Annotated in this window: 17 protein-coding genes; 2 read left to right on the forward strand and 15 right to left on the reverse strand. The window is 63.0% G+C overall.

The features are described 5' to 3' along the window. Positions 1–955 precede the first annotated feature (955 nt). Both LDN95_RS11110 and LDN95_RS11115 read right to left on the reverse strand, forming a co-directional pair. Positions 956–2,383, reverse strand: a complete 1,428-nt coding sequence (locus LDN95_RS11110) for an oligosaccharide flippase family protein (protein ID WP_226017747.1) — start codon at positions 2,381–2,383, stop codon at positions 956–958. A 102-nt stretch (positions 2,384–2,485) separates the two neighbouring features. Then, entirely contained in the window at positions 2,486–3,577 is a 1,092-nt protein-coding gene (locus LDN95_RS11115) for a glycosyltransferase family 1 protein (protein WP_226017748.1), read from the reverse strand. Positions 3,578–4,040: 463 nt separating this feature from the next. On the opposite strand from LDN95_RS11115, the gene LDN95_RS11120 reads away from it, so the two are divergent. After that, entirely contained in the window at positions 4,041–5,222 is a 1,182-nt protein-coding gene (locus LDN95_RS11120; RefSeq protein WP_226017749.1) for a glycosyltransferase family 1 protein, read from the forward strand. 951 nt (positions 5,223–6,173) lie between these two features. Here LDN95_RS11120 and LDN95_RS11125 read toward each other — a convergent pair. The 13 genes from LDN95_RS11125 to rpsM form a co-directional block, all read right to left on the reverse strand. Continuing rightward, positions 6,174–6,935: a sugar transferase gene (locus LDN95_RS11125; RefSeq protein WP_226017750.1), complete on the reverse strand. Its 762-nt coding sequence runs from the start codon at positions 6,933–6,935 to the stop codon at positions 6,174–6,176. Positions 6,936–7,069: 134 nt separating this feature from the next. After that, a complete protein-coding gene (locus tag LDN95_RS11130; protein WP_226017751.1) occupies positions 7,070–7,324 on the reverse strand; it encodes a hypothetical protein in 255 nt (84 codons plus the stop codon). A 147-nt stretch (positions 7,325–7,471) separates the two neighbouring features. Further along, positions 7,472–8,266 (reverse strand): NUDIX domain-containing protein, encoded by a 795-nt coding sequence (locus LDN95_RS11135; RefSeq protein ID WP_226017875.1) that lies wholly within the window; start codon positions 8,264–8,266, stop codon positions 7,472–7,474. Positions 8,267–8,620: 354 nt separating this feature from the next. Continuing rightward, a complete protein-coding gene (grxD, locus tag LDN95_RS11140; RefSeq protein WP_226017752.1) occupies positions 8,621–8,947 on the reverse strand; it encodes a Grx4 family monothiol glutaredoxin in 327 nt (108 codons plus the stop codon). Between the two features lie 25 nt (positions 8,948–8,972). After that, positions 8,973–9,206, reverse strand: coding sequence for a BolA/IbaG family iron-sulfur metabolism protein (locus LDN95_RS11145; protein WP_226017753.1), 234 nt, complete (start codon positions 9,204–9,206; stop codon positions 8,973–8,975). Beyond that, positions 9,206–9,529, reverse strand: coding sequence for a DUF1476 domain-containing protein (locus tag LDN95_RS11150; protein ID WP_226017754.1), 324 nt, complete (start codon positions 9,527–9,529; stop codon positions 9,206–9,208). The genes LDN95_RS11145 and LDN95_RS11150 overlap by 1 nt, the downstream gene beginning before the upstream one ends. A 101-nt stretch (positions 9,530–9,630) precedes the next feature. Then, on the reverse strand, positions 9,631–10,353 hold the full coding sequence (locus LDN95_RS11155) for a hypothetical protein (protein ID WP_226017755.1): 723 nt from the start codon (positions 10,351–10,353) through the stop codon (positions 9,631–9,633). Positions 10,354–10,449: 96 nt separating this feature from the next. Continuing rightward, complete coding sequence (locus LDN95_RS11160; RefSeq protein ID WP_226017756.1) at positions 10,450–12,765, reverse strand: prolyl oligopeptidase family protein; 2,316 nt, start codon at positions 12,763–12,765, stop codon at positions 10,450–10,452. Between the two features lie 114 nt (positions 12,766–12,879). Further along, positions 12,880–15,048, reverse strand: a complete 2,169-nt coding sequence (locus tag LDN95_RS11165) for a prolyl oligopeptidase family protein (protein WP_226017757.1) — start codon at positions 15,046–15,048, stop codon at positions 12,880–12,882. Positions 15,049–15,209: 161 nt separating this feature from the next. Then, the gene (gene rplQ / locus LDN95_RS11170) at positions 15,210–15,635 is read right to left on the reverse strand and encodes a 50S ribosomal protein L17 (RefSeq protein ID WP_226017758.1); all 426 of its coding nucleotides are present in this window, start codon (positions 15,633–15,635) and stop codon (positions 15,210–15,212) included. 113 nt (positions 15,636–15,748) lie between these two features. Then, complete coding sequence (locus LDN95_RS11175) at positions 15,749–16,813, reverse strand: DNA-directed RNA polymerase subunit alpha (RefSeq protein WP_226017759.1); 1,065 nt, start codon at positions 16,811–16,813, stop codon at positions 15,749–15,751. Between the two features lie 117 nt (positions 16,814–16,930). Beyond that, positions 16,931–17,320, reverse strand: a complete 390-nt coding sequence (rpsK, locus tag LDN95_RS11180) for a 30S ribosomal protein S11 (protein ID WP_008065643.1) — start codon at positions 17,318–17,320, stop codon at positions 16,931–16,933. Positions 17,321–17,374: 54 nt separating this feature from the next. After that, positions 17,375–17,743, reverse strand: coding sequence for a 30S ribosomal protein S13 (gene rpsM, locus LDN95_RS11185; protein WP_226017760.1), 369 nt, complete (start codon positions 17,741–17,743; stop codon positions 17,375–17,377). A gap of 382 nt (positions 17,744–18,125) precedes the next feature. Between rpsM and LDN95_RS11190 the strand changes: the two genes are divergently transcribed. Next, positions 18,126–19,415, forward strand: coding sequence for an MFS transporter (locus LDN95_RS11190; RefSeq protein ID WP_226017761.1), 1,290 nt, complete (start codon positions 18,126–18,128; stop codon positions 19,413–19,415). The last annotated feature ends 48 nt before the right edge of the window (positions 19,416–19,463 follow it).

The following is a 19,463-nucleotide window of genomic DNA, read 5'->3' on the forward strand; positions in this document are numbered from 1 at the left end:
CCCGCACCTTCCCGCATATGCTTGCGGCGAGCGGTATCAGTCCAGGGCATGTGCTTCCTCCATCGTCTCGACAACGACGCTGAATCACAACCTACTGATATCGCTCAACCACTTTTCGCTCGGGCTCTAACAACTCCGGATGCCGAAGTTCAGTCAGCCCGGCTCCATAGGTACGATCATCTCGAAACAGTTTTGTTGGCCGGGTGTGGCCATCCGGGCTTTCCGCAAGACATGCGCGACGAAAGATTTCATAGTAGCACGCCGGTTCGCGCACAGGACATTCAACGTATGCACGGCCCGATCGGTCCGCATGGCATGCGCTTGGTGATGTGTCTCGGCACCCGCCGTCGGGAGCAAAGAGGGCGTATCGAGCATAAGCATTGCTCCGATGGCGAGGTTTGCGCGCAAGTCCATCCGACAAACGGCATGACCACCGCGACCAGTCCACCCATTTTCGCTCAAGCCCGAGACATTCGATTGGCACCCAGCGTTGCCGAAGGGGGTGCGGTCATTGTCATCCGTGACTCGACCACCTTTGTCGCCCCGGCCCCTGGATACGTCAGCTTTGCACCATGGCCGGAAGAGGCGAAAGATCGCCGTGCGATCGCCCAATCTGCTGGGCGTCAATTCAGGACACTCCGGAGCGAGGCCACCACCAATTGCCATTAGTGACTGCGCAGCCTTCACCGCGAAGAGCGATTGAATCGACCGCAGGCCACATAGGTCAACCGCTTCCGCTATGGTAGCGCACTTGCCTTCAGGCACGCCAGCGAGACGCGGTTGGACATCATACGCATCGCCCGGATTGGCGCGGCAACCCGGGACAAGGCCAATCGTCGGATCCGCTCCGCAGCCAGCAAGGCGGCAACAGGCGGACATTCGAAAGGTGTGGGACGCTGCCGTGAACTACGACATGTCAATCCCGACGGGGCGGTTACCTCCGCGAAGGCACGGCTCAGCGCGATGTCCGATGGCCGGAAAGCACGATCAATGATCGGCCAAGTGTTGGCAGGACGATGACCACTGCCAGCCCCCAACCGACGATGGCGCAGCCGATTGCAAGGCCCAGATGAGGCAACGTTGCCAGCCCCGCCCCTGTTGCGCCAAGGATCAAACGCGCTGCCAGCACCGCCGCCACGCCACCCGAAAGTGGTAAAATCGCACACGTCAGCGGTTGATGTCCGCGCCTGCGGCCTAGCGAATCATTTTGCGGGCGCCGATCCAGCGCAGACCAAGCGAGCACAGCTGATGCCGCGATCGTGACCAGCGCCGAAACCATGGCGGCAGCCAGCGCTCCCCAGTTGACCACGAGCAAGGTCAAGCTGCCGCTGGCGACCGCAGCAGCGGTCTGGATCGCCAGAATGCGCCCCTGACGGTTGCTGATGACCAGCTCTGCGGTGGCGCCGACGCCGATCAACGAGGCCATGCGCGCAACGCAGAACACCGCGATGACCGGTCCGGCTGCCGCCCACGCGGGGCCGAGCAGAACCGGCGCGACCGCGTCCGCAGTCAACGCCAGCACCGCCAATGCGGGCCATGAGAGGGCCGCAAACGGTGCAAGAAGCCCGAGCCATGCCCGCCCACGATGTTCGCCTCGAGCGTGAGCGGCGGCGAGCGAGGTGGTCATCAGCAAACCGGCCGGCTGGTTGAACATGTCAGCCAAAGCCGTCACGATGCGATTGCCGACCCGATACAGGCCGGACGCGGCAGGCGAAAAGACCACGCCCAGCAGCAAGTCACCGCTGTAATTGGACAGAAATCCGACGATGACCGAACCGTAGCGACTGGCCGACCAGCCAAGCACTGCCGTCGTCTCGGCACGATCGGGCTTCACCAGGGTCACGCCCGGGCCCATCAGGCCATACAAGCCTGCGAGAAGTGCGAGGCGCAAGTAGACCTGAACGACCAGCGCCCACAATCCCTGACCTTCGAGCAACAGACCCGCCGCACCCGCTGCCGAGAGAATCTCCACCACGATGGTCACCCCATAGTAGCGACGCACCCGCCCCGAGCGCAAAAGCAGCGATTCCAACCAACCCGCCAATGCCGCGATGAGGTTCGAGGGCGCCAGCGCGAGCACGATGCCGCCGACACCCGCGCCATGGAACACGAAAGGACTGAGCACCCCGATCACACACAGCAGGATCAGCCAGACAAGTGCGACGATTAGGTTGGCGGCAAGGCAAGCGCTGGCCACTTGCCGGGTCCGCTCCAGCGGAGCCTTGAGCAGATACTCGAAAGGTCCGGTGTACAGCATCGTGCGCGCCAGGGTCAGTAGCGCCGCGCCGATGGCAAACACGCCAAAGTCGGCGGGCGAGAGCACCCTGGTCGCCAGCAGGGTGACTACAACCACCGCGCCCTGCCCACTTCCACGGGCGATCATGGCGATTGCGGCTGTCAAGCCGGCGCCACGCAAATCAGCCGCCTTGCCGACGACTTTGGACACTGCATTGGGGTGAAGGTTCGTGGATGTCATCGAAGTGGCTCACCTGCTGCGGGCGAGTTCGTTGAGCAGGGTAAGCAGGCGTTCGCCCGCCCCGACCCAAGTATATGCCGTCGCACGCTCCAGCCCGGCCGCAACCTGAGCCTGGCGCAACGCGGGGAAGGCCAGCGCGCGCAACTGACGCTGCCAATCCTTCGGATCGAAGGGATCGGCGTAAAGCGCGGCCACGTCGCAAACTTCCGGCAAGGCGCCGCAAGGGGCGACGATCACCGGGCAGCCGCACAGCATGGCTTCCACCGGGGGAAGGCCAAAACCCTCGGTAAGCGAGGGGAACAGCAGCGCCTGCGCTCCTTCATACAAGGCGCGCAGAACCCCATCGTCGCAGGGGCCGACAAAGACGGCATCATCTGGCGGATCGAGGTTGGCAGCTTCAAGTTCCGCGCGATCGGGGCCGATGATGACCAACCGCAGCGGAGCAAGCGCCCCTGCGGCGAAAGCGTCGAAAACGACGCGGTTGTTCTTGTAGGTCTTGATGCTGCCGAACAGGATCGCATAGCTGCTTTGGACAAGTCCGAGCCGCTGGAGCGCAACAGTATCGGCCTCAACCTCGCGGATATGGTCGGCACCATTGTGCAACACGTCGACCGGACGTTGGCCGGTTATGCCGAAAGCGCGCAATTCATCACGTGAAAAGGCCGAAACGGTCAGCACCCGTTCGCTGGTCCGCGCCATCAGCGGCGTGAGCAGACGGTAACCCAGACGCTGCCGAACGGGATAGGAGCTGTCCGACCGACAGAACTGCGCGTCGTGCAGCATGGTAACCTTCCGCCGGTGCGCGATCGGCGCAAGATTGGCGAGATTGACGAGGACCGCCCCCGCCGCCAGACGAGGCAAGCGCAATTGCTCCCACGCCTGGCTGACGCTGCGGTCATCCTCAACCACACGAATCCTGCGCAAGCCCGGCACGGCTTGGCCATATCCGCGCGGTACCACGATGCTGCAATCCAGCGGTGCTTCTTCAAAAGCGCTGGCGGCAAGCAGTTTGTCGACTTCGCGCACCAGCCGTCCAGCAACGCGGCGGACGCCATTGAGCGCGCCGACGCAGAACTTGCCGTTGAAAACGACACTGCGCATCTTCGTCATCTTTTGGCCCGTCATCCCTTCGCCCGCCGAAAGGCCGAAAGCGGCGCTCCATCGACTTGCTCTACCGCAGCGGTCGCCGTCGCAACCGGCATGGGCGCACGGTTTGAAGCGTCTTTCCGACGACCGGAATGCAGCATGACCATTCAACTCCCTGGATCGATGACCGCAACGTAACCATGCGACGGCCACCGTCCTACGCCGGTTGCGTCCGTTCCCGACCAAGTGGCAGCAGAAGCCTTCAGGGTTGCTGCTAAACTGCGCGGGCAATGCGGTTGCCGCATGCGCAAATGCTGCCTCCGCCGCTCCGCGCCAGGCCGGCCAAGGCCGTACCGGCTTGGTCGCCACATGGTTCAGGGCCTGACCTGACCGACCATCACAAGGGATCACGATGCCTGTTCTGTCTCCGCTTCTGTCCATTGCCCCCACCCCAACCGCGCCGCCTTCAACGCAGATCATGCCACTTCGCCGCACCCCGCGCGAAATCGTGATCAATGGCCGCTTCCTGACACAACCGGTCACCGGTGTGCAGCGGGTGGCGCGTGAAGTGGTGCGCGCGATGGACCATCTGATCGCCGAAGATCAGGTGCCTCTGCGCCTGCGGCTGGTTTGCGAAGCGGGCGCCGATGTCTCCGAACTGGACCTGCGCTCCACCATGGTTGAACGCACGGGCACCGGACCGCGCGGGCACCTTTGGGAGCAGGTGATATTGCCCGGAAGAGTGCGCGGCGGGCACTTGCTGTGCCTTGGCAATACCGCACCGATCAGGTCATTGCTGGCAAGCCACCCGACCACAGTGATGATCCACGATCTATCCTATCGGCAGTTTCCCGAGGCCTATCGGTATCGTTACCGTCTTGGCCACGGATTGATGCTGCCATTTCTGCTGCGGCGCGCCAGTGCGCTGCTGACCGTTTCCGAAACCGAGCGCGCCGTTCTGGGCAAGCTGCATCCCCCAGCCTTGCCGCGGATCAGGGTGGCTCAGAACGGTGGCTGGCGCGATGGCAGTGTGCAGCCCCGATCTGACTCTTCCGACGCCGGGTATGTTCTTTACGTCGGTTCACTGTCGTCGCGCAAAAATATCGACGGCGTCTTGGCGGTGGCGATCCGACTTGCGCGTGAGGATGGGGTGAGCACGCTGCTGGTGGGGGCATCGAGTGATATCCTCACGCCCATCGCGGCAAACGTACCTGACGATATCCGCGACAAGGTACGACTCGTCGGGCCGGTAACTGACCTTGCCGCGCTGGCGCAGCTGTATCGCGAGGCCGCCTGCTTGCTGTTTCCCTCGTTTTACGAAGCGAGTTCGCTGCCACCGGTCGAAGCCATGAACTTCGGCTGTCCCGTGGTCGTGTCGGCAATCCCCTCGATGACCGAACGGTGTGGCACTGCCGCGCTCTATTGCGATCCACATTCGATTGACGACATGGTGCAGGCTGTTCGTCAATGCATTCGGCACGATACGGGTATTGCAGAACAAATTTCTCGTGCTTATGATCGAGCGACGCGGTGGTCATGGCGAAGCCAGGCAGAGGCGGTGCTTGAGGCGCTGCTGATTGCCGAAGCCAAGGCAGATCATAGCGGGCGACGCGTCAATTCGGGTGAGACCAAGCTGTCTGCTCTGGCTACCGCGCCGTAAACCGAAAATAAAAACTCCGCCGGTTAAGGTGGGGAAACAGATCGAGAGGGTCGCACAGATGGCACGGCTTCGTTACTACGAAGAGACAACTGATTTGTCTTTTTCTGCAATCGATTCAGAAAGTAACTCCACGGCACGTGGCGTCATGATCGGCTTGGCGCTCAGCTAGGTGTTCTGGGTTGCTTTGGCAGTGATGTTGATCCGCTTCTGACCGGGCAGATCCGCTAAGCAGATGCGCCCGGATACCGGACTGTTTGCAGCCTGCCGGGGTTGGCACGCAATGCGGACCAGCTCTTGCTAGCGGACATTCAGCGGATCGCTTCCCATGCGCTAACACCGCGCGATTCTGGCAGATTGCGTGCGAATTGGGCCCAAAACACTTTGGCCCGATACACTTTGGCCCGATACTCAGGGCCTCATTCGTCGCTTCAGGCTACCCGGAGCTTAATCGGCTGCCGCTCCCTGCGACTGTCACGACTTGCCCTGATCCGGTCGAAGATGGCCGCGCCGCATCGATCCCCAACACAGCCATTCCCAATTGCCCAAAAGTGCATTCGTGCGAACGACACACGCCGCTTTGCACGCGGCCAACTGAACCGACAAGCCGATGCAATGGCAACCGGCGGCTTCACAATCGGATCACCGGTTCAAACGTCGTTCTGACCCGCGTCGCAGTAACACGGGTCGTGATGGCGGGTAGCGGACGGAGGTCGACAACCAGAGTGGCGCAATGGGCCGCCCTGATCGCGGCTGCCCACAATCGGTCGACGACCCCGCTCAGCCGGGCATTGCAAGCCGGCTTGGATCATACTTGAACAACATGGCGTAAGGCGGGAGCCGCTCCGCTCGCGGCAGCCGGATTGGGAACGATCGCTGCAACAGGAGAAGGGTGGCGGGCGCTCGCGAGCACACAGATCAAACCGCCCTGGCCAAACCGCGCAGGAATGCGCGTCAGCATGCCCCCTTGCCGCGCAAGACACTCGGCAATGTCAGCGCCAAAATCTTCAGATTGAGCCAAAACGAGCGGGACCGCGTATAAGCGACATCGAAAGCGACGCGCCGCCGATAGGATGTGTCCGCATTCCGTTGAACCTGCCACAAACCGGTCACGCCCGGTTTGACGCTGCAATACTGGGCGAAGTGGCGACCGTAGCGGGAAATCTCGGCTTCGACGATGGGCCTTGGGCCGACCAGGCTCATGTCGCCGCGCAAGATGTTGATCAGTTGCGGCAGTTCGTCGAGGCTGGAGCGGCGCAACAGCAAACCGACCATAGTGACGCGGGGATCGTTGCGCAGCTTCTGCGTGCGCGCCCACTCATCCCGCGCGACAGGATCGCTTTGCAACAGGGTCTGCAGCCGGGCGTCGGCGTCAGTCACCATTGTGCGGAACTTGAAACAGGGGAATGCGCGGCCCCCTTCGCCGATACGGCGATGGGCAAAGACGATCGGGCCAGAGCTGGTCACTTGGATGACGAAACCGATCAGTACCAGCAAAGGCAATGAAAGGATGAGCAAACCAGCCGCGATCGTGAGATCAAGCGCGCGGATTGCTCGCTCGGTTGCGGCCACTGTCCGTACGGACAAGACCCCCGGACGCACGGGACGGACAACCGGCACGCGCGGGCTCGCCGTGCTGGGCGCCGAGCTGTGCGCTGCCCCGTCAGGCCATGCCAACGCTGGCGTGAACGCCGACATGGACACCAGTTCGTTCATGATGTGGTTCTCCTTCGTGGCCGGAGCAAGTCCGGCTGTCAGCACGAAGGATGGAGCGACCGGCCGCGCCGGTCAGCGCAAGTTAGCCCCGGGACGGTTCGATAAGCCCTGGAGGATTGGCCCGCACCGTCGGTTCAGATGACCATTCTCACCGCAGCGAAGATCAACGCCCACAACGCCGACGACGCCACAAGCGGGAAACCGAGTCGGAACCAGCCAGGATAGCGATGCTCGTTCGGAGCCGCAGCAACGGCTTCGAACACCGCAAGCCCTGCTTGCAAGCCATGAACCGGAGACTCGACATAAGCATCATGCTGCCCCGCCAGCCGCGGTGCAGCATGTTCATCGAGGTCGGCAGCGGGCGGAAGACGGAACTGCGGCAGGGCCATCGGAATACCTCCGAAGCCAATCTATCTGCGACTCACTCAACCAAGGCCCAAGAGCAAATAGAAACGATTACTTAGTAATTGCCGCCAGCCCGATTCGCCCGATATTGCGGTGCAGCAATTCCTCGCACACCCTCGATGACAGGCAGGTCAGCCGCGAAACGCGCTTGAAAGCGGTTCGCCCCGCACCGGATACCCGGCATCGTCGCGGATCATCAACCACGACACGCCCTCGCGCTGTTCGATCCACGGCGTGATCGTGACGACCGGTGTGGCCAGTGCGTGCGCGCGTGCGCCCGCAAAGTCGGGAAACCGCGCGAGCCGTTCAAGGTTGCGACGCGTCGGGAAAATGACCTTGATCCGCCCGTCGTCGGCCATTTGCAGCGCTTCTTGGGCACTTGCCCAGAACAGATGCTGATTTTCGGTCGAATCGACGACCAGATCGACCGCGCCGGTGCCGAGATCGGCCAGATAGAACCGCGTGTCATAAATACGGGTTTCGCGCATCCGTGGCCACCACCGGGCAAACAGAACGAGATCATCGAACAGCGGCGTCCAAGCGAACTCGTCGAGCACCGGCGAAAGCGTGCCGGTTTCGAGCAGCCGTTGCCGCGCCGCTGCCGCGAGAGCCTCATTCACGGTGCCTTGAACACCGACGACCAGCCCGGTCTCTTCAAGCGTTTCGCGAATGGCAGCAATGCGCGCCGCTGCATCGTCCAGATCGAGCTGCGGAGCCAGCCGCGACGCCAGCGCCCGGTCTGCGTCATCGACGCGGCCACCGGGAAAGACGGTGGCACCACCGGCAAAGACCATGCTGCCCGATCGTTCGACCAGCAGCAATTGCGCAGGCCCGCCCGATGGATCGTTACGAAAAATGACGATTGTTGCGGCAGGTCGTGCTGCCGGCACATCGTCGTGCGGCGGGGAGGTTTCGTCTGACTGCATCGTCCGATCATGCGCTGCCCGATCGCGCTTGCCAAGCGTCTCGATCAACCGTCAGGTGTCGGAAGTCTTTACAACTCGCGCAAAGCTTCCGCCGCGCCGTAGCGCAGCGACCTTGCTATGCCGCCATATCCAGACCTTGGCACGGTTCATGCTTCGCTTTCGAAGTGCCGAATGTGTCCCGACACCGAGGCGGAACTGCAAATGGTCTCGCAGTTCCGCCTCTCCCGGGGACGGCCGCTTATCAGCCCCAAATGAGCCTCACTGCCAAAAGTCTGCGCGCGCGCCGCGGACAAGACATCGGGCGACCCCGCGCTTGGCGAGGCCGCCCGAACCTGAAATCGAACCCTGATCGGGTCAGCCAGCGGTCTTTACATCGGCATCGGTGATCAATTGCTGCAGCTCACCAGCCTGGAACATTTCCATCATGATGTCCGATCCGCCGACAAATTCGCCCTTCACATAAAGCTGGGGGATCGTCGGCCAGTCGGAAAACGCCTTGATACCCTGGCGGATTTCCATGTCCTGAAGCACGTCCACCGTCGCATATTCGACGCCGAGGTGCTCAAGGATCGCCACGGCCTTGCTGGAAAAGCCGCATTGCGGGAACAGCGGGGTTCCCTTCATGAACAGGACGACGTCGTTACCTTCGACGATTTCGGCGATGCGTTGGTGCGATGACATGGGATCAATGATTCCTTTCGACCACTCAGGTGGGAACGGCGGTGGTCAGTTGCAAGGCATGCAGCACCCCGCCCATGCGCCCACCCAGCGCCGCATAGACGGCCTTGTGCTGCGCCACCCGCGACATGCCGACAAAAGCGGGGGATACCACATGCGCGGCGTAATGATCGCCGTCGCCGGCAAGATCGGTGATGGTCACGTCGGCGTCGGGGAAGGCTGCCTTGATCATGCCTTCGATCTCGGCAGCGGCCATCGCCATCAGACTTCGCCCATCAACTGGCGGCGCGCTTCGACAGACTTGACCTCAAGCGCGCGACGGATGGCGGCATCGTCGATGTCGACCCCTGCCGAAACCAGATCGCCCAGCAATTTGCGCACCACGTCTTCGTCGCCCGCTTCCTCGAACTCGGCCTGCACGACCGAACGGGCATAGGACTCGGTCTCAGCTGCATCGAGGCCCATCTGCTCGGCCGCCCATTGTCCCAACAACTTGTTGCGCCGCGCCTGAACACGAAAGACGGTTTCCTGATCATGCGCGAACTTGGCTTCTTCGGCGCGTTCCCGGTCATCGAACATGGTCATGGCGAGTGGTCCTGTTAAGCTGCTTTTCCCAGCGGATAGAAGCCCCATCGCGCCATCGCAAGGGGCGAATCGAAACGGCCCGCGCGAAATGCGCCAGTACTTCAGTAACCGTTGACCGGACCGTCATCATTGTCGAATGCGCGCCCCAGGCCGGTTGCCGTCGGCCGCGCATCGTCGGGCGAACCATAGGCGCCCGGACCCGCTGTGCTCCGCCCGTCTTGCGCTGAAACGGTCAGGTCGGTGACGCGGCCCGATTGATCGACATTGCAGATGAACGGGTTGCCGGTGTCAAGATTGCCCCGCACGCGATAGCCGTCACCCTGCCGCGCGGCATCCCAGATCTGGTCCAGCCCACCCCGGTCGCGCGCCCGCGCGGCACATGCCTCGACCGCATTGTCCAACCCGCGATCATGTGCGCCCGGCGTCCAGCCATAGTTGCCAGTGGCAGGCGGCACAGCATCCCAGCGCGCATCGCGGTCCTGCCAGGAAGGTCCGGAATAGGCAGACCCCGCCCAGGAAGGCTGGTCTTGCGGATAGGGTGGCGGCGCAGAGGCGGCTGTTGCCTCGTCCCGCTTGTTCTTGTTGGCGATGGAAGTGGCTATGGCCGCAATGCCACCGATCACCAGCAACCCGGCGATCACTTCGCCGGCATCGGGGCCACGGTCATGCCGTTCATGATAGGGATGGCCATTGCCCCAACCCCCGCCCCAACCGCCGGGATGGGCTTGCACGGCGATGGGGGCGCCGATCATCGCCGCAGCGGCGACAAGCCCGACCAACCACCGTCCGCCCGATCGTCCCTGTGCGTGCACTGTGTTGTCCATGATGCCGTCCTGTCGCTGACCGGATGTCCGATGCGTTAGGTCAAATCTGCACCCGTCCCGCTTTCGCGCGGCTGAATGGCGCGACGTCTGGCAGCGTCAGCGAAGGTCGAGCCCGGTCCAGTACGCCAGGAAAGCGAGAACATCAGCGCCCCCGGCAATCACTTTGTCCACCGGCTTGCCCGAGCCGTGGCCGGCATCCTGCTCCACCCGCAGCAAGTGCGGGCGTTCACCGACCGGCGCGGCCTGGAGCGCCGCCACGTACTTGAAGCTGTGTCCCGGCACCACGCGATCATCGGTGTCGGCGGTGGTCACCAGTATCGCCGGATAAAGCCCGGCATGGATGTTGTGATAGGGCGAATAGGCGCGCAGCACCTTCCAGTCCGCTTCGTGCGCCGGATTGCCATAGTCCTGCGTCCAGAACCGCCCTTGCGTGAAGCGGTCGAAGCGCAACATGTCCATGACCCCGACATCGGGATTGGCCGCGGCGAACAAATCTGGGCGTTGGTTGATGACTGCGCCGACCATCATTCCGCCGTTCGAGCCGCCCTGAATGGCCAGTCCGCCCTTTGGCGTAATACCTTCGCGGATCAGGAATTCGCCCGCCGCGATGAAATCGTCAAAGCTGTTCTGCTTCTTGTCGAGCCGCCCGGCATCGTACCAAGCGCGACCGAACTCCCCCCCTCCACGAATGTTCGCCAACGCAAAGGCGCCACCTGCCTCAAGCCACGCCATCCGCACCGGTGAGTAAGCCGGGGTCAGCGCCACGTCGAACCCGCCATAACCGTACAACAAAGTCGGCGCAGCCATGCCCGCGCGCGCAAGAGAGCGCTTGCGCACGATGTAGATCGGCACTTGCGTGCCATCCTTCGAAGGATACGTGCGCTGTTCGATCAGGTAGTCCTGCGGATCAAAGCCCAGCTTCGGCTGCGCGAACGGGGTCGTCTCACCAGTGCGCATGTCCATGCGGAACACGGCGGGCGGCTGGTTGAAGCTGGAGAATTGGTAGAAGCTTTCAGGATCGCCCGGTTTGCCGCCAAAGCCGCTGGCCGAACCGATCGAATTGATGGTGATCGAGCGGGCTGGACGCCCTTTCAGGTCGGTGACCACCGCCACCGCCGCGCCGTCCCGAAGGTAGGAAAGCACCAGACGATCGCCAACGATCCGCCCGCCTTCAAGCGCCTGCGTGCGTTCGGGAATGACCACCTTGATCGACGGATCGGGGCCAAGATCGACCTGCACCAGCCGATAATTGGGCGCCCCCTGATTGGTGATGAACCACAGCCGATCGCCGATGCCATCAACCAGCTTCCAGTCATCGGCCAGCTCGGCCACCAGCGGCAACACGCGCCATCCGTCGCGCCCTGCGCCTCTACGCAAGTCGATCAGGTGCACCGCCCGGCGCGGCAACGTGCTGTCCTCGGTCAGGATGACCGCCCAGCGCCCGTCCGACGTCACCGCCGCCTTGTGCGCCCAGTCGCGATGATCGGGCGTAGCGTAGACCAGTTGATCCTGCGACTGTGGCGTGCCCACGCGGTGAAACCACACCGCCTTGTCGAAAGCCGGTGCCTGCAACCCGGCGTCGTCGGCGGGTGCCGGATAACGCGAATAGAGGAAGCCCTCCTCCCCCACCCAGCCGATCAGCGTATCGTTGGCCCAGCGCAAGCGTTCGTCAAGGACGCGGCCGGAACCGACCTCGACCACGCGAATGGTGCGCCAGTCGCTGCCCGCCGCCTGCTGGGTGTAAGCGAGATAGCGCCCGCGCGGTGACGGCACCCAGCCATCGAGCGCCACCGTGCCGCCCTCTGCCCAGCTGTCGGGATCGAGCAGCATCCGCCCCGCCCCATCCAGTCCATCACGGACGTACAGCGCCGACTGGTTCTGCAAGCCTGAATTGTACAGATAGAAATAGCTGCGACCGGCCTTGCGTGGCAGACTGAACCGCTCGTAATCGAACAGCCGCCGGATGCGTGCGGACAACGCGTCACGACCCGGCAGCTGCGCAAGGTAGGCACCGCTCACCGCGTTCTGGTTCGCCACCCAGCGGGCAACTTCGTCGCTGCGGCGTACATCGCCTTCCAACCAGCGATAGGGGTCGGCAACACGTTGCCCGAACGCCTGTTCGACCACCTGCTCGCTGCGTGTGAATGGATAGGCCGGGGTCGGCAGAACCAGTCTGGACGTGGCTGAAACGGCATTGACCGCACCGGCTGCAGCAACAGGCGGCAGGACCAACCGGGGAAGGTCGGCAGACGATGCGGAAGCGGCAACCGCCGCTGCGGCGACTTCGACTTCGCCATCATCGCCACGCGCAGTAGCCCCCTGCGGCAGCAGCGCACAAACCGCCATTGCCGCCAACAGCATACGGGCGTGCGACTTGGCACGCTTCCAGATCGATCCTTCCCGCATCATCATATCGTTATCGGTTCGTCATGTAGCACAATGACGACAAGGCTTGCGAGAAATTAACATGGCAAATCATTATTTTGCGACGCACAACACCCTGCTTCGCAGGCGCACCACGTCAGTTCAGGGGCGCGGTTGCAAACCCGTCCAATGCGCCAGAAATGCTTGCACGTCAGCCGCTTCCTCGATCACTTTCGCAATCGGTTTGCCCGATCCATGGCCGGCGCGCGTCTCGATACGGATCAGGTGTGGCTTGCTGCCGATCGCCGCAGCTTGCAATGCAGCAGTGTACTTGAAGCTGTGGCCGGGTACGACACGGTCATCGGTATCGGCGGTCGTCACCAGAATGGCCGGGTAGTCCCTGCCCGAACGGACGTTGTGGTACGGCGAATAGGCCTTCAGCACCCGCCAGTCGGCCTCCTTTTCAGGATAGCCGTAGTCGTCCACCCAATAGCGCCCGGCGGTGAAGCGGTCGAAGCGCAGCATGTCCATCACGCCGACGCCGGGATTGGCGGCCGCGAACAAATCGGGCCGCTGGTTCGTGACGGCACCGATCAGCAGCCCGCCGTTGGACGCGCCCTCGATTGCCAGACCGTTGGCAGGCGTCACACCGTTGGCCTTGAGCCATTCGCCCGCCGCGATGAAATCGTCGAACACGTTCTGCTTGCGCGCGCGCCGCCCGGCATCGTGCCAGGCATCACCATATTCGCCTCCGCCGCGCAAGTTGGCCACGGCATAGGCGCCGCCGCTTTCCAGCCAAGCCATCGTCGTCGGCGAAAACCACGGGTTCAATGAAACGTTGAACCCGCCATAGCCATAGAGGATCGTCGGCACCGGGCCAGACGCGTCCTTGCGCCGCACCACGAAAAGCGGGATCTTCGTCCCGTCCTTCGACGCAAAGAACTGCTGCTCGATACGGTAGTCCGCCGGATCGAACGTCAACTTGACCGGCTGCCAGATGTTTGTGGCCGCCGTCGCGGGGTCAAGCCGCAGGATCGTGACTGGCGTGGTGAAGCTGGTGAACGACAGGAAGCCGGTTGCCTGTCCGGCATGGCCGCTAACGCCCTGCACCGAACCGAGCCCCGGCAAGGCCACACTGCCCGCCGGCTTGCCATCGAGCGTGAACAGGCGCAGGTCGCTGCGCGCATCGTGGAGATAACTTGCCACTATGCGGTCGCCGACGATGGTCGCGCTTTCCAGATTGTCGCTCGCTTGCGCCACCACGGTGGTGAACTGCGGCTTAGGCCCGGTCAGATCGACCCGTACGATCTTCTTGAGCGGGGCATCCTGACCCGACACGAACCACAGTACATCACCAAGACCGTCGATCAGATCCCATTGTGCGGTCCGATCAGGAACAAGCGCGGTAACGGGGCCGACTTTGCCGCCAGCGATCCGTGCGATGTGCACCGCGTTGACCGGATCGGTCCCTTCGTTGCTGCCGATCACCACCCAGCGGCCGTCCGAAGTCACTTGCGCGCCGTGGCCCAGCTTGGGCGCTTCGGGCGTCGCATAGACCTGCACGTCCGCGCTTTGCGGTGTACCAAGGCGATGCAGCCACACCGTCTGGTTGTAGTTCAGCGCCTGGAACGCCTCGCCCGCCTTGGGTTCGGCAAAGCGCGAATAGATCACCGCGTCGTTGCCGACCCAGTAGAGCCCCGAGAACTTCACCCACTTGATCTCGTCCGCCAACGCCGCACCATCGGCGCTGCGGACAAACTTGATCGTCCGCCAGTCAGAGCCGCCATCCTGCACACTGTAAGCCACGGTCGCGCCATCGTCCGACGGCGCCCAGGCATCCAATGCCGTCGCCCCGTCCTTGGCCCAACTGGCCGGATCGAGCAGCACACGCCCTTTGGCACCTGCGGGTGCGTCGGCATCGCCCACGAGCAATTGCGACTGGTTGAGCAAACCGCTGTTCCAACGGTAGAACACCCGATTTCCACGCTGTTCAGGCAGGCTGAAACGTTCGTAGTCGATCAGTGCCTTGAGCCGCTTCTCGAAAGCGGGCCGCTCGGGCAATTGCTTTAGGTAGGCATCGGTGAAACTGCTTTGCGCCTTCACCCAATCGGCCACTTTGCCATCGGTGCGGACGTCAGCCTCAAGCCAGCGCCAGGGATCGACCACAGTTTCACCGAACGGGTGTTCGACCACCGGTGCTTGCGGGCTGGCCGGGTAGGCGCCGAGCGCCGATGCATTGCTGGTCACCACGGGCTCCTGAGCATGAACGGGAATTGCGCAAGCAAGCGCGATGGCCAGACCGGTAAGCGAAACTTGAGTGAAGCAGCGCATGGGACAAGCCTTTTGAAGCGGAATGCCGCCGTTCTTGAAGCGCCGAAGCCCCGCTGACAAGTGCCTCAAATCCGGATGGTTCGTGTGGTAGCTGGACGCGAAACGGGCGGCACCTTGCGGCGCCGCCCGTTGCTTGTGTTCCTGACGAAACGCAGCGCCGATCAGGCGGCTTCGTATTCGTCCTCATCGGCGGTCTGCACCGGACCCGAATCCTGACCCTTGGCCGCAGTGTCGCGGTCGACCAGTTCGATCACCGCAATCGGAGCGGCGTCAGAGGCGCGGTAACCGGCCTTGACGATGCGGGTATAGCCGCCTTCACGATCGGCATAGCGCGCTGCGAGCGTTTCGAAGAGCTTCTTTTCCTGCGTTTCGTCGAGCAGACGCGCATGGGCCAGACGGCGGTTCGAAAGGCCGCCCTTCTTGGCAAGCGTGATCAGCTTTTCGACGTAGGGACGCAGTTCGCGCGCCTTGGGCAGGGTGGTGGTGATCTGCTCGTGCTTGATCAGCGCGGCCGACAGGTTGCGCAGCAGCGCAATACGGTGGGCCGAGGTACGACCCAGCTTACGCTGGCCGAGTTTATGACGCATGTTTTCATCCTTCGTTCGTAGGGGGGCCGTATCAGGTACCCCGATCCAGGCGGCAGTTGGGGTCGCCGCCTAACACCCGAAAGGGGGCGCGCCGTAGCACGCCCCCCAAAGGTTCAGCCGAGCAGCTCTTGTTCGAGCTTCTTGGCCATTTCCTCGATGTTTTCCGGCGGCCAGCCGGGGATGTCCATGCCAAGGCGCAGGCCCATGGACGAAAGGACTTCCTTGATCTCGTTGAGCGACTTGCGGCCGAAGTTCGGCGTGCGCAGCATCTCGGCTTCGGTCTTCTGGACCAGATCGCCGATGTAGATGATGTTGTCGTTCTTGAGGCAGTTGGCCGAACGCACCGACAGCTCCAACTCGTCGACCTTCTTGAGCAGGTAACGGTTGAGTTGGTTGGCGTCGCTCTCTTCCGGCGCATGGGTGGCAACGCCGCCCGCAGCAACCGCAACATGCCCGGTCGGCAACTGGTCGTCGAAGTGGACGAACAGGCTCAGCTGGTCCTGCAGGATACGTGCGGCATAGGCCACCGCGTCCTCGGGAGTCACCGTACCGTCGGTCTCGACGGTCAGGTTGAGCTTGTCGTAGTCCAGTTCCTGACCGATGCGAGCATTGTCGATCTTGTAGGAAACCTGGCGCACCGGCGAGTAGAGCGAGTCGATCGGGATGAGGCCGATAGGCGCGTCAATCGGACGGTTGGCCACGGCGGGGACATAGCCCTTGCCGGTGTCGGCGGTCAGTTCCATGTTGAAGGTCGCGCCTTCATCAAGGTGACAGATCACCAGATCCTTGTTCATGACCTCGATGTCGCCGGTCACGGCGATATCGCCGGCCTTGACTTCGCCCGGACCCGTTGCCGAAAGCTGGAGGCGCTTGGGGCCTTCGCCCTGCATGCGCAGCGCGATCTGCTTGACGTTGAGCACGATGTCGGTGACGTCTTCACGCACACCGGCCAGCGACGAGAATTCGTGCAGCACGTTTTCGATCTTGATCGAAGTCACCGCCGCACCTTGCAGCGAAGACAGCAGCACGCGACGAAGCGCGTTACCCAGAGTCAGACCGAAGCCACGCTCAAGCGGCTCGGCAACAAAAGTCGCCCGCCGCTTGGGGTCGGTGCCGGGCTTGATCTCGAGGGTGTTGGGCTTCTTCAGTTCCTGCCAGTTCTTGATGTTGACAGTCATGGAATTCCCCTGGGGTTAGAATCGGGTGCCGGTCGCCGGCAAGAGGGTCGCCGCGACCGGTCGAGTCTTGGGCGAACCGGAGCGGTGGTACCGCCGCCCCGGACGCCGTAAGGCAGGTTAGACGCGGCGACGCTTCGAAGGCCGCACACCGTTGTGCGGGATCGGCGTGACGTCGCGAATGGCAGTGATGGTGAAGCCCACCGCCTGCAGCGCACGAAGCGCGCTTTCACGGCCCGAACCCGGGCCCTTCACTTCGACTTCCAGCGTGCGCACGCCGTGTTCGGCAGCCTTCTTGCCGGCGTCGTCAGCGGCAACCTGCGCCGCATAAGGCGTCGACTTGCGGCTGCCCTTGAAGCCCATCATGCCGGCCGACGACCACGAAATGGCGTTGCCCTGTGCATCGGTGATGGTGATCATGGTGTTATTGAAGCTGGCATTGACGTGCGCGACACCACTAGTGATGTTCTTGCGCTCCCGCCGCTTGATACGCTGAGGTTCGCGTGCCATTGTCTTGAAATCCTGTCGAGAAACCGTTGGAAGATCTGCGTGTTACGCGCGATCTTACTTCTTCTTGCCGGCGATCGGCTTGGCCTTGCCCTTGCGCGTACGCGCATTGGTGTGGGTCCGCTGACCACGCACCGGCAGGCCCTTGCGGTGACGCAGGCCGCGGTAGCAGGCCAGGTCCATCAGGCGCTTGATGTTCATCGCGGTTTCGCGACGCAGGTCGCCCTCCACGGTATGATCGGCGTCAATCGCTTCACGGATCTGCAGGACTTCGGCGTCCGAAAGATCCTGAACGCGGCGGCTCTGGTCGATGCCGAGCTTTTCCGCGATCTGCTTGGCCTTGAACGGGCCGATACCGTGAATGTAGGTAAGCGCGATGATCACGCGCTTGTTGGTGGGGATGTTGACCCCGGCAATACGAGCCACTTGCTTCTCCGTTCAGCTCCACAGGATCAGGCACAACGGCCAAACCCTATCTCATAGCGAGACACACGAACGCCAAAAAAGGTCAGCAATCACCCAGTGCAACAGGTTGCGCCGGTATGCCGTATCCCTTTCGGTTTCGTGTGAAAGGCGCGCATAGGTCGATTCGCAAATGGCGTCAACCGAAAAGCAATACTGAAATGGAGCCGTTCCCCTATCGAAGGGTCGGCTCATACAGGGCGCGGATCTTCCATACACCATTGTGGAGCTATCGTCAAAGCTGCCAAGGCGCTTGCTCGTCCGCCTTTTTCCCCGCGTCGCTTGCCGCGAACGCTTCGGCTGCTAGGTCTGCAACTGCGCAGGGTCTGGCGGGGGAGACGGGGCAATGACGGGGTTTACATACCAGCAAGAGCGCGCGCTTGTCCGCAAGATCGCCTGGCGGACCCTGCCCCTGATCCTCCTGAGCTATTTCGTGGCGTTTGTCGATCGCGCCAACATTAGCTTCGCCGCAGCCAGCATGAACGCCGAACTGGGGTTCAGCGAAACCGTCTACGGCATCGGCGCCTCCGTCTTTTTTCTGGGCTACGCGCTGCTTGAAGTGCCCTCGAACCTGATGCTGTCACGGTTTGGCGCGCGGCGTTGGCTGGCCCGGATCATGCTGTCATGGGGGGTCATTTCCGCAGCGACAGCCTTCATCCACACGCCCGGGCAATTCTATCTGATGCGCTTTGCGTTGGGCGTTGCAGAGGCCGGGTTCTATCCGGGCGTGGTGCTCTACGTCTCAACCTGGTTTCCGGGCGAGCATCGGGCATGGGCGGTCAGTCGTTTCTACATCGCGCTGCCACTGGCTTTCGTGGCGATGGGCGCGTTGGCCGCGCCGCTGCTGGCGCTGCACGGATGGCTTGGCCTGCACGGCTGGCAATGGTTGCTGGTGGCTGAGGGCGTGCCGTCGATCCTGCTGGCGCTGATTCTGCTTGCCGCCCTGCCAGAGCGGCCTGACACTGTACGCTGGCTGGATGATCGCGAGCGAGACTGGCTGGAGCAACGTCTGGCGCTGGAGACCGCACCGGGCGACGAAACCCCTCAGACCCTTGCCCGCGCGCTGTTCAACCCGTTCGTGCTCGCGCTCGGGCTGGCCAATGGCCTCAACTTCATGGCGATCAATTCGATCACTTTTGCCGGTCCGAAATTGCTGGCGCACGCCACCGGATTGGGTGTTGCCGAAGTGGGCCGGGTCGTCTCCGCTGGAGGCATCGCCATTGCGATCGGCCTGCTGGGGGTCGGCTTGCTGGCCGGGCGCACCGTTTCGCGGACGCTGTTGGCCTATGCCTGTCTGGTGCTGGCGAGTGCGGTGGCGCTGGCTGTCTTGCGAACCGGCGGCTCGCCTGCCACCGCGGTCGGCGGCTACATCGCGTTCAACGCGGCGGCGCAGACCGCCGGGATGTTGCCGCTGGCCGTGGTCAGCCGGTTGGTCCCGCTGGCAGACCGCCCAGCCGCGCTCGCCATGGCCAACACCATCAGCCAGGGCGGGTCGTTCTTTGGACCGATGCTGTGGGGCTATGCCGCCGACGCGACGGGCGGCTACGGATTGGGACTCATCCTGTTGCTGCCGATGGCGCTGGGGTCGGCATCGGTCGCGCTGCTCGCGCGCCGCGCGGTCCTCAAGCGTGCCTGATGCCGCGCCGAAGGCCCCCTGCCCAATCATTACCGTGCACGGGCTGAC

The sequence above is a fragment of the Novosphingobium sp. FKTRR1 genome (assembly GCF_020404405.1).
In the GTDB taxonomy this organism is placed as follows: domain Bacteria; phylum Pseudomonadota; class Alphaproteobacteria; order Sphingomonadales; family Sphingomonadaceae; genus Novosphingobium.

Excerpts from the sequence above, each read along its gene's own strand:
- LDN95_RS11160 (WP_226017756.1), bottom strand. The coding sequence starts at position 12,765 with ATGATGATGCGGGAAGGATCGATCTGGAAGCGTGCCAAGTCGCACGCC.
- LDN95_RS11130 (WP_226017751.1), bottom strand. The coding sequence starts at position 7,324 with ATGGCCCTGCCGCAGTTCCGTCTTCCGCCCGCTGCCGACCTCGATGAA.
- rplQ (WP_226017758.1), bottom strand. The coding sequence starts at position 15,635 with ATGCGTCATAAACTCGGCCAGCGTAAGCTGGGTCGTACCTCGGCCCAC.
- LDN95_RS11135 (WP_226017875.1), bottom strand. The coding sequence starts at position 8,266 with ATGCAGTCAGACGAAACCTCCCCGCCGCACGACGATGTGCCGGCAGCA.
- LDN95_RS11165 (WP_226017757.1), bottom strand. The coding sequence starts at position 15,048 with ATGCGCTGCTTCACTCAAGTTTCGCTTACCGGTCTGGCCATCGCGCTT.
- LDN95_RS11150 (WP_226017754.1), bottom strand. The coding sequence starts at position 9,529 with ATGACCATGTTCGATGACCGGGAACGCGCCGAAGAAGCCAAGTTCGCG.
- LDN95_RS11110 (WP_226017747.1), bottom strand. The coding sequence starts at position 2,383 with ATGATCGCCCGTGGAAGTGGGCAGGGCGCGGTGGTTGTAGTCACCCTG.
- LDN95_RS11175 (WP_226017759.1), bottom strand. The coding sequence starts at position 16,813 with ATGACTGTCAACATCAAGAACTGGCAGGAACTGAAGAAGCCCAACACC.
- LDN95_RS11155 (WP_226017755.1), bottom strand. The coding sequence starts at position 10,353 with ATGGACAACACAGTGCACGCACAGGGACGATCGGGCGGACGGTGGTTG.
- grxD (WP_226017752.1), bottom strand. The coding sequence starts at position 8,947 with ATGTCATCGCACCAACGCATCGCCGAAATCGTCGAAGGTAACGACGTC.
- LDN95_RS11190 (WP_226017761.1), top strand. The coding sequence starts at position 18,126 with ATGACGGGGTTTACATACCAGCAAGAGCGCGCGCTTGTCCGCAAGATC.
- LDN95_RS11115 (WP_226017748.1), bottom strand. The coding sequence starts at position 3,577 with ATGCGCAGTGTCGTTTTCAACGGCAAGTTCTGCGTCGGCGCGCTCAAT.
- LDN95_RS11120 (WP_226017749.1), top strand. The coding sequence starts at position 4,041 with ATGCCACTTCGCCGCACCCCGCGCGAAATCGTGATCAATGGCCGCTTC.
- LDN95_RS11125 (WP_226017750.1), bottom strand. The coding sequence starts at position 6,935 with ATGAACGAACTGGTGTCCATGTCGGCGTTCACGCCAGCGTTGGCATGG.
- LDN95_RS11145 (WP_226017753.1), bottom strand. The coding sequence starts at position 9,206 with ATGGCGATGGCCGCTGCCGAGATCGAAGGCATGATCAAGGCAGCCTTC.
- rpsK (WP_008065643.1), bottom strand. The coding sequence starts at position 17,320 with ATGGCACGCGAACCTCAGCGTATCAAGCGGCGGGAGCGCAAGAACATC.